The organism is Streptomyces sp. NPDC059455, assembly GCF_042750115.1.
GTDB lineage: Bacteria > Actinomycetota > Actinomycetes > Streptomycetales > Streptomycetaceae > Streptomyces > Streptomyces endocoffeicus.
In genome coordinates this window covers 1-17,154 of record NZ_JBHYVB010000150.1, presented here as the reverse complement: position 1 = coordinate 17,154, position 17,154 = coordinate 1, and the positions used below count along the sequence as shown (strand labels likewise).

Sequence of the window (17,154 nt, the reverse complement as noted above, 5' to 3'; positions counted from 1 at the left end):
CCTCGTCACGCCCGTGCTGCCACCCTTCGTGCGGGAGTGTCAGCGGGACGCCACGTTCCTGTCGGCACCGACATGCGTGGGAGGTTCCGTCCGATGCCACCGCCGAAGGCTCTCGCGCAGCGGCCCAGGGTGTCGAAGACGGTACCGGCCCCCGCACAGGATCGGCCAGAGGTTCGCGACCCCGGTCGCCCCCAGGTGCCCCTGTCCAACGCGGCGGTGACGGCGGCCTTGTCCGGCGGACGCGGACCCGCGACGCCCCCGCCCTCCTCCACCCGGTCGCGGCCCGCCGGGCAGGACACGGTCGGCAATGGCGCGGTAGCGGCGGCCCATCGGACCGAGACCGCCTCCGGGCAGCAGCCGCCCACGGCCGAAGCGACACGGGCGGACACGGCGGAAGCGGCGCGGGCGGACACGGCGGAAGCGGCGCGGGCGGACACGGCGGAGGCGGCGCCCGCCGCCGCGGCCTCCCCCGCCGCCCCCGACGTCACGGCCCGTCCCGGCCCGGGAGCGGACCCGAAGTTCGCCACGCTCAAGAAGGACGTACGGCGCAAGAAGCGCTCGGTGGCGGCCTCGCACCCGCCTCCGAAGGCGGAGGCCGGGGCCGCGCAGGACGCCGCCCGGCCGCCCAAGGACGACGAAGAGGCGCAGGGCAAGACCGCCAACGCCGAGAAGATGAACGAGGCCAAGCCGAAGGACTTCGACAAGGACGCGTTCATCAGGGCGGTCGAGAAGGCGATCGCCGAGAAGGCGCCGAAGAACCTCGACGAGGCGGACAAGTTCGCCGACTCCGGCAAGGCCGATGAGGTGCGGCAGGAGGTGCGGGGCAAGGTCGGCGAGGGCAAGGCGGACTCGGCCGAGCAGATCGCCACGACGACCGCCGCTCCCCCGGACACCTCGGCGGCGGTGCCCAAGAAGGTCGTCCCGATGACCCCGGACCGGCCCCCCGGGACCCCGGGCACACCGAACCCGGCGAACGCCGTACCGGACAAACTCCCGGCATCCGCCACCGACTTGTCCGCCGGTCCCGCACACGTCGACCGACAGATGGCGGACGCGCAGGTCACCGAGACGCAGTTGAAGAAGTCCAACGAGCCCACGTTCAAGAACGCCCTGGGCGAGAAGAAGGCCGCCGAACGGCACTCCGATGTGGCCCCCGGCCGGATGCGCGGGCACGAGAAGAAGGAACTGCGCGCCGCCACGGCACAGGCCCAGCGGCTCGGCGCCGCCGCCATGGGCGCGATGGGCGCCCAGCGCGTACGGACCGGACAGCAGGTCGGGACGGGCAAGTCCGGCACCAAGAGCCGGGACGAGGAGAAGCGGGCCCAGGTCACGGCGCTCCTCCAAGGCGTCTTCGACACGATGAAGAAGGAAGTCGAGGCGATCCTCGGCGGCCTCGACAAGCTCGTCGACGAACAGTTCGGCAGAGAGGAGAAGGCGGCCCGGGACGCCTTCACCGCCGAGCACAAGCGGAAGATGGAGGAGTACAAGGACCGGCGGTACTCGGGCTGGACAGGTAAGGCGCGCTGGGTCCGGGACCTGTTCGCCGGGCTGCCCGCCGAGGCCGACAAGATCTTCGAGGAGGCCCGCGACAACTACGTCCGCCGGATGCGGCAGGTGATCTCCGACGTCGCCGACACCATCGGCGGCGAGCTGAACCGGGCCAAGCGCCGCATCGCCCAGGGCCGGGCCGAGATGCGGGACGCGGTGCGCAAGCTTCCGGCCGATCTTCGGTCCATCGGGCAGCAGGCGGCCGCCGAGTTCACCGACAAGTTCGACGAACTCGCCCAGTCCGTGGACGACAAGGGCACCCAGCTCGTCGACACGCTGGCCACCAAGTACACCGACGCGCTCAAGTCCGTCGACGACGAGATCGCCGCCGAGAAGGAGAAGAACAAGGGCCTCGTGGCCAAGGCCGTGGACGCGGTCAAGTCCGTCATCAACACCATTCTGGAACTCAAACGGCTTCTGCTGTCGGTCCTCGCCAAGGCCGCCTCGGCGGTCATGCTGATCCTCAAGGACCCGATCGGCTTCCTGCGCAACCTGGTCTCGGCCGTCGGCGCCGGCCTGCGGCAGTTCCTGGCGAACATCGGACACCACCTGCAACAGGGCATCATGTCCTGGCTGCTGGGCAAGACGGCCGAGGCCGGCATCGAGCTGCCGTCGAAGTTCGACGCCCAGGGCGTGCTGAAGATGCTCGCCTCCCTGCTCGGGCTGACCTGGCAGAACATCCGCTCCCGGATCGTCCGCAAGGTCCCCAGGATGGAACCGGCGGTCGCGGCGGCCGAAACCGCGATACCGCTGGTCGCGGAGGTCCGCAAGCGCGGCGTCGCGGGGATGTGGAACGACCTCAAGACACGGGTGGGCGATCTGAAGAAGGACCTGCTCGACAAGGTCATCGCGTACGTCACGCCGACCATCGTCGTCGCCGGGATCATGTGGGTGATCTCGCTGCTCAACCCCGCGTCCGCGTTTGTCCGGGCGGTGAAGCTGATCATCGACATCGTGCGCTTCATCGTCACGCAGGCCCGGCAGATCATCGAGTTCGTGGGCGCCGTGCTCGACGCGGTCATCGCCATCGCGCGGGGCGGCAGCGGCGGCGTACCCGGCCTCATCGAAAGCGCACTGGCCCGCTCCATCCCGGTCCTCCTGGGCGTTCTGGCCGCGGTCCTGGGCGTGGGCGGCATCGCCGCGAAGGTCAAGCAGATCGTCCAGGCCCTGTCCAAGCCGGTGAACCGGGCCGTGGACTGGGTGATCGACAAGATCGTGGGGCTGGTGAAGAAGCTCTGGTCCAAGATCAAGCTGAAGTTCGAGAAGAAGAAGCCCAAGCCGAAGCCGAAGCCGAAGCGCCGCCCGGACCGGAAGCGCCCGGGCAGGCCACGCCGGCGGAAGCGTCCGGACCAGCGGCGCCGCCCCGACCGGCGCAGGCCCAAGCGCAGCCGCGACCCGAAGAAGAAGCGGCCCGACAAGCAGCCGGACAAGCGGACCGAGGCGGACAAGAAGCGCGCCCTCGACGCCGCCGTGCGCGACGCGACGCACTTGCTCAACGAGGAAGCGGCCACGGTCAAGACGGTGCGGCGCGGCCTCGACCCGATCAAGCGGCGGCACGGCCTCACCCGGATCCAGCTCACGAAGATCGCCGAGGGCAAGTACCGCATCAGAGTGACCATCAACCCGAGCGAAGACACACCGGTGGAGACCCTGTCGGAGGACGAGTTCCCGTACAAGATCGCCAGGGCGCAGGGTCGTATGGACGTCAACAGGTACGGACCGACGGTCGCGCAGTTGCACGAGGTCAGACCCGCCGGGCAGAGCAACGACCCGTTCATCGGCTTCGTCGTCAACATGGCGGCCATTCCCTCCGAGATCGAGGCCAACCCCGCGGTGGCCTCCCGGTATCTGAGTACGGCGTGGGACGTCCCCGGGGGCGGGTCGGAGGACATGGCCGCGGCCAGGACCGCCGTCATCATCGGCGTCAACGCCTTCGAGGGCCTCAAACCCGAGAAGAACAAGAGCGAGCTGAGCGCGGCCATCGGCATGGTCAATCCGCCGAGCAAGCTCGTCGCGGCCGTCTTCGGCTTCGTCTGGACACCCCGGTGGGTCCACGTCCAGAACGGCAAGGAGCAGGGCAACGCCCCCCTGGCCGAGGTGCGCGCGAAGTACCGGGGCCTCGAAACGGACGGCAAGCGGGAGCTCGCGGAGAAGAACGAGTCCGGTCTGCGCGACAAGAAGGCGCTTCCCTACGGTGTCTTCCGCCAGCAGGTGCTCGGCTCCTCGTACACCAAGAAGGCGGTGGACATCCTCAGCAAGGCCAACAAGCAGGTCCACATCGTCAGCCAGGACGCCGACACCAGTGTCTCGACCACCAAGGGGATGGGCGTCCTGGCCGCCTACACCAAGGTGCTGGGCGAGATGCGGGAGCACCCGCTGCTCACCATCGGGGGCTACACCTTCGAGAACTTCGACTGGAAGAAGGACGCCGACCCCCGCACCGTCCAGCTGACGACGCTCTCCAACCAGGTGGACCGGGCGATCCGGGAGGCCATCGACAAGCGGCACACCCAGATGCTCTACCCGACCGAGCCGAACATGCTCATCAAGGCGTGGGACAAGGAAGGCTCCCCGGGCATCTTCCAGGATCCCCGGACCCAGGGCCTGCTCGAGGCCCAGGGAGAGCTGTACCCCATCGGCGGTGCCGAGGGCCGGAAACTCAAGATCAAATTGTTGGAGCTGTTCGGCGACGGCTTCTCCATCGTCTACGCGCCCCTGGCCAGCACCACCACGAGCCCGGCCCCGGGCGACGACAAGCGCGGTCTCTCCGTGACCCCGCGGAAGGTCGTCGGCGCCGAGCGCGGCGAAGGTCTCGATCCAAGGCTGGGCGCGGAGGAGATCGCCCGCCGCAGCCACCGGGCCTACGCGCTGGTGCTCCAGTCGCAGTCCATGGCCAGCGCCACCCGGCTCGCCCAGGAGTTCATCCTGTCCACCCCGAAGCCGCAGGGCATGAGCAAGAAGGCGTGGGCGAGGCTACAGGCCCAGCTCCAGGACATCGTCTTCGTCCATGTCGAAGAGGTCGTCAAGCTGATGGCCGACGATCCTCGGCGGACCGTGCACAGCGTGGTGATCAGAAATCGCACCAAGAAGCTCAGAGCGGACGCCAAGCGCCTGGCCCAGAGCCTGGAGGAGGCGGGCACACCGCAGGCCGGGCAGGTGGTCGAGCAGGCCAAGAAGGTGACCCGCCGGATCATCACCGCGCTGACCGCCGACGCGCTCAAGAATGTCTGGGGCGAGCTCGCCCCGTTGCTGAGGAGCATCATGGAGGCCGAGCGGACCGGAGAGGGGCCGGAGTGACCGAGGACGCGCTGCGGCGTCTGCGCGCCGGGTCGTCACGCGACGACTACGCGTCGATGGCAAGCCTGGCCAGGGCCCTCTACACGCACGGGCTCGGCCCCCACGAGGTGGTACGGGAGTGCTACGGCGTCGGCTTCCCCACGGAGTTCTTCGTGCTCGCCGACGCGGGCCCCCACTCCCTGGACCTCATGGTGGACTTCCCCCTTCTGCCCTGGCGTCTGGCCGTACCCCCCGAGCGCGGTGGCCTGCCGGAGCGGCCCGATCCGATGGCGGACATCACGCGCAAGGTCTTCGCCCGCGACCCGGACCTGGTCCCCCTGTTCCTCGGCGTCAACGTCAACCTCGAGCACGGCGGCCGGGTGCACTGCTACAGCCTCGCCGAGCTCGGGGCGGGCCGGACGACCGTATTCGGGATCTGGCAGGACATCGGGCCGCACAACGAGGTCGGACGCTGCGGCGATTCCCTGCTCGCCGTCCTGCACGAGCACCACACGCAGTACGTCGACTGGCTGGAGAACGAGTCATGGGACCCCGCGAACGTGCGGACCGACCCGGTCGACGAGGAGACCGTGGCCGAGATCCGCGAACTGGTCCCGATGATCGAGGGGTTCCAGCACCGGGCCGCCTCGTATGAGGGCGGCTGAGGCACCCGGGATCGTCGTGCGTGGCCCTCCGGCCCCGGGGAACCGGAGGCCGGGGCTCACGGCCTCGGAGCCGCGATCCCCGGCACGGGCGCCATGAGCGGCACCGCGCCCGGCACCGCCCGCAGCGCGGCATGGACCACGGCCGCGTTCCCCGACCGGTCCTGACCGGCCAGCAGCGAGGACCCCACCGCGGCCGGAGGGTGCGCCGCACGGGCCACCGTCGCATTGCTCACGGGCGCCGGAGCGGGAGTCGGTGCCGGGCTCGGGACCGGGCTCGGGACCGGGCTCGGGACCGGGCTCGGGACCGGACCCTGCCGGACCGCCGTCGCCACCTCCTGCGGGCGGACGGACGGGACCGGGGCCAGGAGGCGGTGGAGGGAGAGCGGGGGTTCGGTGGGCAGCATCGGCTTCACCCCTGGGATGCGTCGTCGAGCAGATGGGCGTGCGGGCCCAGTTCGGTCGGGCGGAGCAGCCGGGCCTCACGCTGGAACTGGCGTGCCACACCACGTACGACATGGCGCATGGCAATCGTATCGCCGCCCCCGTCCGCCGCCGCCAGTGCCGCCGTGCGGGCAGCCGCGGTGATGGCGGCGCCGGTCATGTCCAGGCGGGCCAGGGCGTCCAGGTCCACATCGGGGGCGAGGGGGGCCTCCTGGGGGAAGGCGAGGCGCCACAGCCGGCGGCGTTCGGCGGCGGCCGGGCGGGGGAAGTGGACGACGAAGTGGAAGCGCCGGGTGAAGGCCGAGTCGATGTTGTCCTTCAGATTGCTGGTCAGGATGACCAGGCCGTCGCTGGCCTCCAGGCGCTGCAGCAGATAGCCGACTTCCAGGTTGGCGTAGCGGTCGGTGCCGTGTTTCACCTCGCCGCGCTTGCCGAACAGGGCGTCGGCCTCGTCGAAGAGCAGCACCGCGTGGCTCTCCTCGGCCTGCCGGAACGCGGTCTCCATGTTCTTCTCCGTCTCCCCCACCCATTTGGAGACGACCTGGGCGAGGTCCACCTTGAGCAGTTCCAGGCCGAGCATGCCGGTGACGATCTCGGCCGACATGGTCTTACCGGTTCCGGGTTCCCCGGTGAAGAGCGCCTTGACCCCGCCGTGCCCGGAGCGGCGGGCGAAGCCCCAGCTCTCGGCGATCCGGGGCCAGGCGCGGAAGGCCGAGGCGATCTCCAGGATCTGGCGGAACTGGACGTCGGGCAGGACCAGGTCCTCGACGGTGCGGCGGGGTGTGATCGAGTGGACGGCGCTGCCGCTGCGGCCGCGGGTGACGGTGGCGATCGCGGGCTCGACATGGGCGGCGACCGGCTCCGGGTGTCCGTTTCCGGCCAGGCGCGCCCCGGCGTCCGCGACCGAGGCGACGGCGCGCAGTTCGCCGCCGCTCATCCGGTAGCGGACGGCGAGGTCTTCGAGGAGGGTTCCGCTCAGCTCCGGCAGGGCGGCCGACCACATCGCCCGGCGGTCGGTGAATCCGGGTACGGGCACGGTGAGTTCGGCGTAGCCGCGGGCGGCGAGCAGGCCCGCCGGGCGCCAGGGCTTGAGGCCGGTCAGGCACACCGGCACCCGCGAGCGGAGCAGCGCGGCGGACACCATATCGGCGGTGGTCCGCCGCGGCTCGCCGTGCAGATCGTCGGTGGGGATCCACAGCACCGCGCCCAGCACGGCGGCCGTCCGCAGATCGGCCTCGGGGTCGTCGGTCAGGGTGCGCAGCGGTGCCCCGGCGGCCCGGGCCAGCGCCTGTACGGCGTCGAGCTGGCCGTCGGGCGGGCAGCCCCACAGCCCGGCCAGGTCGATATCGCCGGAGCCCAGCGCCCGGCCCAGCCGGATGAGCCGCTCGGAGGAGAGGTACGGGGACAGCACGCGCGGCTCCGGCGGGGCGACCTCGCCGGGGTCATGGCCGAGCAGTCCGACGTCGCCGCCCCAGCCCAGCAGGAAGTCCAGCACCCCGGGGCCGGGGAGGAGTTCCTGGGCGAGTTCGACCGCGGCCGCGCCGTGGGCGCGCAGCAGTCCGTAGCGGCGCAGCGGCCCGGCCGGGCCGAGGGAGCGGCGCAGGGCGAGGCGCGCCGCCGCGCTGTCCGCGCCCACGGCCATCAGCAGTTCCACGCTGGGCAGCCGCCGGTTGAGGTTGTCCACGATGTAGGCGTAGATCCGCTCGTAGCCGCGGTCCAGTTCGGGCGCGGCGGCCAGCAGCAGGGCGTCCTGCTCCGCGCGGGTCAGGCCGAACCGGGTGGCGAGCGCGTCCAGTGGCAGGGCCCGGCCCTCGGCGGAGGCGCGCCGCCTCAGCTCCCGTTCGGCCTCCGGCTCCGGCGGCGGGGGCGCGTAGGGCTCGGCCATGGTGTCGGTGAAGGCGTGCACCTCGCCGAGCAGTACCTCGACCTGTTCGTCGGTCACGCAGTACGGGGTGAGGTCGGGCCTGGTGAGCCGGGCGGCGAGCCGGGCCTGGCCCTCGACGGCGGCCCTGAGCGCCCCGTGCAGACCCGCCAGCCGGATCCGCAGGTGCTCCACCGCCGATGCGCCCATGGGTCTCACCCGGCCGAGAAGGTCAGGGTCCGGCCGCCCAGCCAGGCCACATCGGGCACATCGGCGAGCAGGCCGCCGTGTCGGAGGTCCGCATGGCGCCGTCCCATCGGGACGCGCACCCGGACGGCCGTGGCCTCGAACCGCACAGTGGCCTCCAGGTCGGCGAAGCGATGCAGGGCCGGCGCAGGATCCGGTGTCTCGCGGTCGCGCCAGAGCGTCCAGGCGATGGTGGACAGGCCGAGCGCGGCGGCCAGCGTGACGGTGCGCTCCAGACCGCCGTCCCGGGCGAGCGGCACCGCCCGGCGCCCGGTGACCAGGACGGCGACCAGGTCCGCGCACCGCTGGGCGTGGGCGGGCAGTTCGGCGGCGAGGCGCAGGTCGGGTGCCGTGCCCTCGGCGGCCCACAGCGGGGTGCGCCAGGGCAGCCGCGCCACCGGGTCGCCGCGCAGCGGCCGTACGGAGGTGAGGAACTGCATGCCCGCCGAGGCCAGGTCGCGCAGGGTGCCGGGCGGCAGGGGCCCGTCGCAGAGCAGCACGGACGGCCGCCCGCAGGACTCCCAGTGCGGCAGCAGTCCGGCGGCCTCCGAGGTCCAGGCGATGGGGAACATGCCGTGGGCGTCGACGAGAAGCAGCCCGCCGTCGGCCCCCGTGAGCAGCAGCGGGTCGGCGGGGTCGTGGCCCCGGCACACCGACAGCGCCAGGACGCCGTCGAGGACCGGGAGCGCGGGGCCCACCTGGCGGGCGAAGTCGGTCAGCCGTTCCTCGGCGACGGGTGGCGGGAGGCCCGCGAAGGCGGCCGCGGCCTCGGTGTCCCGTTCGGCGCGGCGCCAGCCCCGCGTGGTCTCGCCCAGCACCTTGTACGCCAGGGCAGCCGCGAACAGCGGTGCCTCGTCGGCGAGTTCGATACCGGTCAGGGCGGGCCCGATCGCGTCGAGGTATCCGATGCGCGCCAGGGGCCCGGCGAGCAGGAAGGGCAGGGCGGACCACACCCGCACCTCGCCGCTGGTCCGCGCACCGGCGGTCGTGCTTGTTCCTGAGGTGGTACCCGCCGGGGTGCCGCCGCCCGCCGCGCCGGGCGGTTCGGCGCCCGGGTCGTACGGCCCGGCCAGGGACCGGACCAGGCGTACGGCCTCCTCGCGGTCGGCCGACGCCAGGAAGTCGGCGAGCAGCCGGGGCAGGTCCGCCGTGTCGGCGCCCGCGACGGCGGCGCGCAGACGCTCGGGCAGCGGCGCGGCGTGCCCGGGGCGGGCGGCCTCGCCGCGCGGCGAATGCGCGGGCGGAGGGTCGGCAGCGAGGGCGCGCCCGACGAGTTCGGCGAGCAGCCGTGCGGCCGCCGTGTCGTCGTCGCCGAGCAGGACGAGGAAGTACGCCCGCACCGATGTGTCGGGCAACAGCGCGAGCAGCGCGTCCAGTTCGCCGCGCTCGGCGAGTTCGGCGAAGAGCGCGGCGGCGCCCGGGGCGGTCCACGGGTCCGGGGCCGCCGCGAACGACTCGGCGTCGCTGCCGGGTTCGCCGACTGGGTGTTCCACGACCGGCACCGGCGCGAAGTGGACCTCGACCGGCGGACCGCCGGCCATCGGGCGACCGGAGCGGACCGGCCGGACGGTGACGGTCAGCGGCTCGGTGATCTCCACGTCCGGCCCGCCGGCCGCCAGCCGCTCGGCGAAGTGGTCCGCCAGCAACTCCGGCAGGGCCTCCACCACCTGGCGGATCAGGCCGCGTGGCTCGGGTCCCCAGCTCCACCCACCGCGCCGGACCACCGTGACGGTGCACCGGCGCACCGTGATCTCGCCGGGCTCACCGCCATCGCCGGTCCCGCCGGTCCGGCCGGTCTCTCCGGTCCCGTCGGTGGGCGGCGCGGTGGGCGCGTTCACGTCACCCCCAGCCGCTCCAGGCGGCCCGCCCAGCCGACCGCGAGCACCAGCACCCCGTGCGCGCTGCCCGCCACGAGGGTCAGCGGCAGTTTCACCTGGGTCTGCTGGGCGGGGATCTCCCCGGTGAGCACATGGGTGTCCTGCTCGTCGGAGACCAGGGCGGCCACGGGGGTGGCGCGGGCCGAGGCGACCTTCACGGTGACGGTGACCCCGTCCGTGGCCAGCGCGATGCCGTCGGTCCACGAGGCGAGGCGCACCAGCCCCGGTTTGGGTTTGCCCTCGGGCGTCAACTCGACCCCGTGGGCCAACGGCTGGGCGAGGGCGCCCGGTTCGTCGTCGACGGCCGCCACGTCGAGGTCCCTGGCGTTCAGCGGAAGGGTCGCCATGCGGCCCTCGCCCAGGGAGACGCGCAGCGGCAGCGCGCGTCCGACGAGCGACGCCACATCGGCCGGGGCATCGGCGCCGCTCAGGGCGAGCGCGCCCACGACATGGCCGGTGTCGGAGGCGTACACCACGGAAAGAGCCATCGTCAGCCACCGCCGTTCGTTGCCGCGACCGTCGCCAGGACGAGGAAGTCGACCGCCCCGGGCTGTTCGACCGGCTGCTTCCAGTTCACCGAGGGGTTGTACACGCGCACCCGGCAGCGGACCCGCCGGTCGGCGTCCACCGTGGCCTCCACCGGGCTGAACAGCGCCGAATCCGCCAGGGGCGGTATGCGCGGGGTCAGATGAACATGGATCACGACCCGGCCGTCGGCCACCTGTTCCGGGGTGACACCGGACGGCAGCGGCAGCAGCATCCCGTCGGTGGCGGTCCCGGAGGCCACCAGCGTGCTGCCGGCCGACATCCGGCCGCCGAAGCTGCCCTCGATCGTGAGGTTGCCGTTGGCCGCCACGGTCATCAGCGGAGCGACCGCGCCACCGCCCTGGTACAGGCCGAAGACCAGGTTCGGCGTCTCGCCGCCGGTCAGGACCAGCGCCGGCTCGCCCTCCTGGGTCTCCGTGCCCGTCCGCAGGGTCAGCGCACCCGACCGGGCCGAGACGGTGTCCGCGCGCACTCCGGCGAACCGCGCCGCGACACCGCGCGCCTCGGTCTCGACGCCGCTGAAGTGGCCGTTCGCCCAGTGGACATAGCCCAGCAGGACCAGCCAGCGGACGGGCGGATCGGCCGGTGGGCCGCCGATCGCGGGCGGCTGCTGCTCGGCGGCCAGCCGCTCGTCGCCGCGGCGCCCGAAGAGGATCTGGTACGACTCCTCCACCCGGGTCTTCGTGGCGCTCCCGGCGCACGAGACCGGCCCGGCGGGCTCGGCCGGTTCCCGGTCGGCCGCGGTGAGGAAGACCGGATAGGGCTCGTCCGTCGTCTGGTCCGCGCCGTTGACCTCCTCGAAGTCGCTCTCGCGCAGCACGACCGGCTCCGTGACGACCACTTCGCGGCCCGTGCCGTCGACGGCGATGCCCGCCGAGACGCTCACCTCGACATGACGGACGCCCGTCAGCGGGTCGGTACGGGGCTGGGTGACGAGGCCGAGACCTTCGACGATGCCCCACTCGTGCAGATGCCGCGCATGCCGGGCGGCCCCGCCGCGCGCGTACTCCACCGTGGCCGACAGATCCGCGGCGGCCAGCACCTGACCCTCGTGGAAGGCGGGGCGCAGCGGGCCCGTCATGGCGTCTCACCGGGCTTCCGGGTACGGGACGACCGGGTGCGCTTGGCCGGGGGCCTGGCGGGCTCGGCCCCCTCCCCGGCGCCCTGCTCGGGCGGCTGGTCCGGGGTCCGATCCGGCTCCTGAGCGGACTCGCCGGATGGTTCCGGTGCCCGGCTCGACACCCGCTCCTCCAAATGGCTCACCTGCGTCTGCGCGCTGCCCAGTTGGGCGCGCAGCCCCTCCACGGCGGCGGTCAGATCGGCGACCCGCGTCCTGAGCCGGGCGAGCTCCTGCATGCTGTCGGTGACTTCGCTGGGGGTCGTATAGACCTGTTCGTGCAGCGCCTTGGGCGGTGTCTCGCCGGGTGCGGGGGTCAGCAGCAGGGACAGCATCTCCTCCAGGTCCCCGGTGCGCGGCCAGTCGCCGAGCAGTCCGTCCGCGTACGGGCGCGCCACCGGGCCCTCGGACGGCAGGGTCGGCTTCTGGTATCGCGGCACCGGCCGGCAGCACACCCGCTCGGCGAGTTCGCGCAGTTGGTAGAGCTTGGGCAGCCATTCGCCGTACGCCGATCCGCCCGGCAGCACCTGCTCCCGGGTGGCCGAGCAGACCCGTACGACATCGCACCCATCCAGCTCCAGATGGGCGAGCAGGACGTCGGTGTCGGTGCAGTCGCCGCACGGCGGGTTGAGCGTGGCGCACGCCGCGTCGGTGAGGAACCGGCGCACCGCGGTGCCCAGTGCGGCGGCCGCCTCCGCGATCTGCTGCACCTCGGCGATGGTCGCCTTCTCGGTGCTGTCCGGCGGCGGGGACGGCAGCAGCGGCGGTACGTCGACGGCGGCGATGTCCTGGCGCAGTGCGCAGTCGGCCAGGTCGGTGGCCTGGTCCAGCCGGCACAGCAGCCACTCCCGGATCAGGCCGAGGTCCGCGCGGAACTCCACCCGCAGCGCGTGACCGAGCGGGGTGCCCTGGGCCAGCATGCGCACTTCCAACGGCGCGTCCGGGTCGCCCCGCTCCGGTACGACGCGGGCGGCGGTCTCGGTGAAGACGGCGCGGGCGATCCCGGTGTGCAGCGGGTCCGGCCACGCCGCTTCCAGGTCGGCGCCGCCGAGCCGCCCGCACGCCGTGCCCAGGGCGCTCCGGGCCTCTCGCACGGTGGCGAGGTCCGGGTAGTCCCTCGCGAGCTGGGCCTGCCCGGCCGCGTCGTAGGTGTCGTACCGGGCGACGGCGGCGGCCAGCGCCCGGACGTGTTCGGTCATCTCGCGTGCCGTCGGCGGGGCGGGCGGGCCCTCCCCGCCCGCGTTGTCGCGCAGCCACGCGAAGGCGGTGGCGTACCGCTGGGCGTCGGCGGCGTCGAAGCGGAAGGCCCGGCCGGTGCCGAGCGACGCGACGGTCAGGGCGTCGGTGTAGAACCCGAGCCGCCGGTCGCGGGTGCGGGCCTGGTCGGCGCGGGCGAGGTCGCCGAGGGTCATCAGGAGGCGGGTGCCGGGGTTGTGGCGGTGGTCCTCGAAGTCGTCGCACTTGACGACGAATTGGTACCCCTCCTGGATCCTGGAGGGCACACATCCCGGTGCGGGGCAGGGCTCCTCGGTGGCGTACGGCGCCACCGGCTCGACGGGGAGCTCACGGTAGCGCGCATAGAGCCCGTAGCGGCGCCCGCCTTCGTCGCCGTCGTTGTCGTTGTCGTTGTCGTTGTCGTTGTCGCAGTCTTCCCCGCAGTCCACGCCCAGGGCGCTGATGCGGCGCTCCCGCACCAGTGCGGTGACGTCGACCCGCTCGGTGCAGGGCACCACGATGTCGTTCCCGGCACAGTCGAGCGCGTGTCCGGGGTGGACCGCCACGGTTCCGCCGCCGCACGGGTCGCAGGTGACGCCGAGGCCGCAGATGACTCCGGGCCCGTACAGGGACCGGTTGTGCAGTCTGGCCTTCGCCGTCGTGTACTCCACCAGCAGGCTGAGGTCGTCCTCGGTCAGCAGTTGCCCTGCGAAGAAGCGGGGACGTACGAAGGCGGAGGTCCGGGTGGCGTCGCCACCGCAGCCGCATCCGCAGTCTGTTCGCATGATCAGCGCTCCTTCACGAAGAACCAGCTCTCGAAGACGTCCCCGCCCGCGCCGGTGCCGGATGTCCAGGGCCCGATGCCCGAGGGCGGGAGGTCGCAGCAGTCGCCGCCGTGCTCGGCCGACAGCGTCGAGCCGGTGCGGATGAGCGGGACGCGCCCGCCGACATGGGTGCCGTCAACCGGGCGGCAGCAGCGGTCGAGGAGGAACGCGGCGCGGACGGTGATCAGTACGCGGTCGCCGTCCTGCAGCGTCTCGCGCGTGGTCTGGCGGTAGCGGAACTCCTGGATGAACTCGTCGCACTCGTCGGACTCCAGGTCCGGATCGGCGAAGGTGCCGCCCATGTACCAGGTGGAGGCGTTGCGGCCGCTGCCGCCCTCGATCACCTGGAGCTCCACCACACCGGGCCGCAGGGTGTCGGACCGTACGTCGGCGGAGAACCGCACCACGAGCCCGCCGTCCGCGTCGAGGGTGCCGAGGAGGTCCTTGGCCTCGTCGATGGTGTAGGTGTGGCCGTGGATCCAGTTGATACCGGTGATCACGGTGGGCAGATGGCGGCCGAACGGGCGGCGTACGTTCATGTGGATGTGGTCGCGGCGCACCGGCTCGTACCAGTCCACGCAATCGATCCTGGCCAGCCACAGCACCGTGTGCTCGCACGGCTCGCAGCAGGTGTCACAGCGCTCGTCCACCGGTGGCTCGCAGCCGGTGACCCGCACCGTGTAGCACTCCTCGGTCCAGCCGAACTCGCAGTCGGAGGTGTCCGCGCAGGCGTCGTTGTAGACGGCGCGGGTGGGTTCGACGGGCCGCTCGGCGTACTCGACGCCGATCCAGACGGTGTCGGTGTCCCGTTCGTGCGGGGGCAGCGCCTTCCACAGGTCGATCTCGCAGCCGCCACGCACCACGACCTCGTTGCCCTCGCAGTCCACGGCGAGACCGGGAGTGATCCTCACCTTGGCCCTGCGCCGGGTGCGCTCCGGCTCGGTGCCGCCCTCCTCACCGCCCTCCTCCGCGCTCCGCTCCGGCCGCGCGGACTCTTCGGCGGGGTCGTCCGGCGGGCAGTCGTCCTCGTCCCGTGGCACCGGTTCCACATGCAGACCGCACACCACGCCGTAGCCGAGCAGACAGCGCATGCGCAGTCTCAACTTCTCGCGGTGGTACTCCTGTTCGCGCTGGAAGTCGCGCGCGCCCAGCATCTGGCCGTGGAAGTACCGCAGCCGGCGCAGTGGTGGCGCGTGGAACTCCTCGGTCCTCGATGGTCCTGTCTCGGTCATCGCCCCGTCCTCTCACGACACTTGCGTATGCATGCCGACGGCGGAGACGACTCCCACGCCCACCCCTCGGCGCAACCCTCTCGGTCCCGGCCTCAGTACTCCGTCACGGTTCAGCCGCATCGGATTCGCTCCGCCCAGTACGGGCGCCGGCAGCGGGACGAACGCGGTGTCCACGCCGACCGTGGACCGCGAACCGACCACGAAGCCCGCGTCGCCGGTGCGTACCGACCCCACCGTGTGCGCGGGCGCCTGCCGCTCCACCAGCCGCCGCAGCGCCGTCGCGTCCGCCGATCCCACGGGCAGCAGCAGCCGGAACCGGTGTGCGTGCGCGGTGAACGGGTCGCTGTCCGGTGCGCCGAAGGCGCGCAGCGGCGCCGCGCCGAGCGCCGTGCCGCCGACGCGGAAGCGGCTCGCCGAGCGGCCGAACAGCCTTATGGCGCCGAGCCCTTGGTCCGTCCCCCGGCCCGGGTCCCGCGCCGCGCGCAGATGGGCCCAGCGGCGGTCCGCCGCCAGCTCGTCCACGACCGGGGTCACTCCGAAAACGATGCGCACCGCCTCGCGCAGCGCCCATGGCGTACCCCGGCGCCGGTAGAGCTCCGGGGCGGCGGCCAGCAGCGCGCGCCGGGTGCGGGCGTCCCAGCCCGCCTCGAACGACAGGCCCAGCAGCCCGGCCAGCCACGGCAGCGCCCGGTCCGGGACGCCCGCGGGGTCGAGGAGCGACGGATACCGCTCGATCACCCGGTCGAGCTGGGCGAGCGTGGCGTCGAACAGCGACAGGAAGCGCTCGGTGAAGTCGTCGGCCGCGGGGTCCTCACGGAAGGCGGGCGGCAGCAGGTCGGCGCTGGTGACTCGGGGGAAGTCCAGCCGGATCCGGCGCAGCACCGGGGTCGAGCCGCCGTCGCCGGACAGCCGCAGCCGTAGCCGCAGAAAGCGGCCGGGCGGCTGGTCGACGAGGAAGTCCGTGACGCCCGGGGCCGACGTCTGCCAGTCGCTCTCGTCGTACCGGCCGTCCTCGCTCACCACGATCTCGACGGCGGCCGCCGTCCCGGCGGGCACCTCGGCGTCCAGGCGCACCCGGTGCCAGCGGCACCGCGAAATGCCGCTGTCGATGAGGGCGGTCAGATACGACCCGCTGGTGACATACGCGTCGGTGGCGGGCGGCGCGGGGTCCCGGGGCAGGCCCTGCCAGGTGAAGCAGCGGGTCTCGGGCCCCTCCGGGCCCCTCTCGGTCAGGCAGAACCCGTCCTCGTCGGCCGAGGTGAGCGTGGACGGCGGCAGGGCCGCGGCCAGTTCGTCGACGGTGGCGGGGCGGAAGGGGCGGCGGTGACCGCCCCGGTGGATGCCGAGCCGTCCGCCGTCGTCGGTGAGGAGCCACACGGTCCGCTCCGGCCCGGTGCGCAGGCCGATGATCTCGCCGCGCACACCGGTGCGCAGCACCCCGCGGAAGCCGCCGGCCGAGTCGAACCGCCACAGATCCGTGCTGCTCTGGCAGGCCACCAGGACGTCGTCGTCAGGACCCAGGGCGGCCCACCGGGGCCGTTCGGCCCGGATCACACCGGCGAGTTGCTCGCCCTCGCGGCGCCACACCAGGACCCGGTCGGACTCCACCACGGCCAGCCGGTGTCCGCGCGCGGCGACCGAGACCGGTTCGCGCAGCGGGTCGGGGTCGCAGCCGGGCGGCCAGACGGGGGCGAAGACACCGCCGCACCCGTCACGGCGCAGCAGCCGCCGCTCGCCGGGGACGAGCAGATACCAGCCGCACGGCCCGCATCCGGGCGTGAGGCGGGGGTCGGGGAACCACGGCAGCAGCCGGTCCCTGGTGGGGCCTTCCGGCGCGGCGCCGCGGTGGGCGAGCCGGAGTCCGGCCGGGTCCTCGAAGCCGACGATGCCGTCAGCCTGCTGGAGGTCCCACCGGTCCCAGCCGACGTAGGTGTCGAGGAGGCGGAAGGTCGCGGGGTGCGGGGTGCACGTCATGGCTGGTCTCCTACCGGGATCAGCAGCGGGCGCTCCGGCCAGACGAGGGTGTGGGGCGGGAGGGCGTGGTCGGTGCAGGGCGGTCGGCGCACTCCGTCGACGGTGAGCGAGAGCCGGGTGACGGCCAGCACGCCCTCGACCGCCAGGAGCCGCCGGACCAGCGCCGTATGGCGCAGCGCGCCGCCGAAGGGCCAGCCCGCGCCGTCGTCCCCGCCGCGCAGCGGATCGAGGTAGGTGCGCACCGCGTCCCCGGCCCGGGCCAGGACGGCGGCCCGGTCCAGGTCCGGGTCGAGGGTCACCCAGGACTCCACGGCGACGCGCCGGTACGGCGC

General features: G+C 73.0%; 10 protein-coding genes and 1 pseudogene. 2 read left to right on the top strand and 9 right to left on the bottom strand.

Annotated features, from left to right (window positions below; all coding sequences use genetic code 11):
- Positions 1-195 precede the first annotated feature (195 nt).
- A complete protein-coding gene (locus ACFXB5_RS38115; RefSeq protein ID WP_385217095.1) occupies positions 196-4,845 on the top strand; it encodes a hypothetical protein in 4,650 nt (1,549 codons plus the stop codon).
- Complete coding sequence (locus ACFXB5_RS38110) at positions 4,842-5,489, top strand: hypothetical protein (RefSeq protein WP_385217093.1); 648 nt, start codon at positions 4,842-4,844, stop codon at positions 5,487-5,489. Before ACFXB5_RS38115 ends, ACFXB5_RS38110 begins: the two co-directional genes overlap by 4 nt.
- Positions 5,490-5,545: 56 nt before the next feature.
- On the opposite strand, the gene ACFXB5_RS38105 is transcribed toward ACFXB5_RS38110, so the two are convergent.
- The 9 genes and pseudogenes from ACFXB5_RS38105 to ACFXB5_RS38065 form a co-directional block, all read right to left on the bottom strand.
- On the bottom strand, positions 5,546-5,722 hold the full coding sequence (locus ACFXB5_RS38105; protein WP_385217090.1) for a hypothetical protein: 177 nt from the start codon (positions 5,720-5,722) through the stop codon (positions 5,546-5,548).
- Between the two features lie 176 nt (positions 5,723-5,898).
- Positions 5,899-8,001 carry an ATP-binding protein gene (locus tag ACFXB5_RS38100; RefSeq protein ID WP_385217087.1) on the bottom strand — a complete coding sequence of 701 codons (2,103 nt, stop codon included), beginning with the start codon at positions 7,999-8,001 and terminating at the stop codon, positions 5,899-5,901.
- A 5-nt stretch (positions 8,002-8,006) separates the two neighbouring features.
- The gene (locus tag ACFXB5_RS38095; RefSeq protein ID WP_385217085.1) at positions 8,007-9,875 is read right to left on the bottom strand and encodes a hypothetical protein; all 1,869 of its coding nucleotides are present in this window, start codon (positions 9,873-9,875) and stop codon (positions 8,007-8,009) included.
- Positions 9,872-10,402 carry a hypothetical protein gene (locus ACFXB5_RS38090; protein WP_385217083.1) on the bottom strand — a complete coding sequence of 177 codons (531 nt, stop codon included), beginning with the start codon at positions 10,400-10,402 and terminating at the stop codon, positions 9,872-9,874. Before ACFXB5_RS38090 ends, ACFXB5_RS38095 begins: the two co-directional genes overlap by 4 nt.
- A 2-nt stretch (positions 10,403-10,404) precedes the next feature.
- Positions 10,405-11,541 carry a hypothetical protein gene (locus ACFXB5_RS38085; RefSeq protein WP_385217080.1) on the bottom strand — a complete coding sequence of 379 codons (1,137 nt, stop codon included), beginning with the start codon at positions 11,539-11,541 and terminating at the stop codon, positions 10,405-10,407.
- A complete protein-coding gene (locus ACFXB5_RS38080) occupies positions 11,538-13,577 on the bottom strand; it encodes a hypothetical protein (RefSeq protein WP_385217079.1) in 2,040 nt (679 codons plus the stop codon). The genes ACFXB5_RS38085 and ACFXB5_RS38080 overlap by 4 nt, the downstream gene beginning before the upstream one ends.
- A gap of 2 nt (positions 13,578-13,579) precedes the next feature.
- A complete protein-coding gene (locus ACFXB5_RS38075) occupies positions 13,580-14,848 on the bottom strand; it encodes a hypothetical protein (RefSeq protein ID WP_385217076.1) in 1,269 nt (422 codons plus the stop codon).
- Between the two features lie 12 nt (positions 14,849-14,860).
- Positions 14,861-16,822, bottom strand: a complete 1,962-nt coding sequence (locus tag ACFXB5_RS38070; protein WP_385217072.1) for a phage tail protein I — start codon at positions 16,820-16,822, stop codon at positions 14,861-14,863.
- Positions 16,819-17,154 (bottom strand): annotated as a pseudogene (locus ACFXB5_RS38065) (putative baseplate assembly protein); the annotation flags it as partial. The gene ACFXB5_RS38070 and the pseudogene ACFXB5_RS38065, both read right to left, overlap by 4 nt.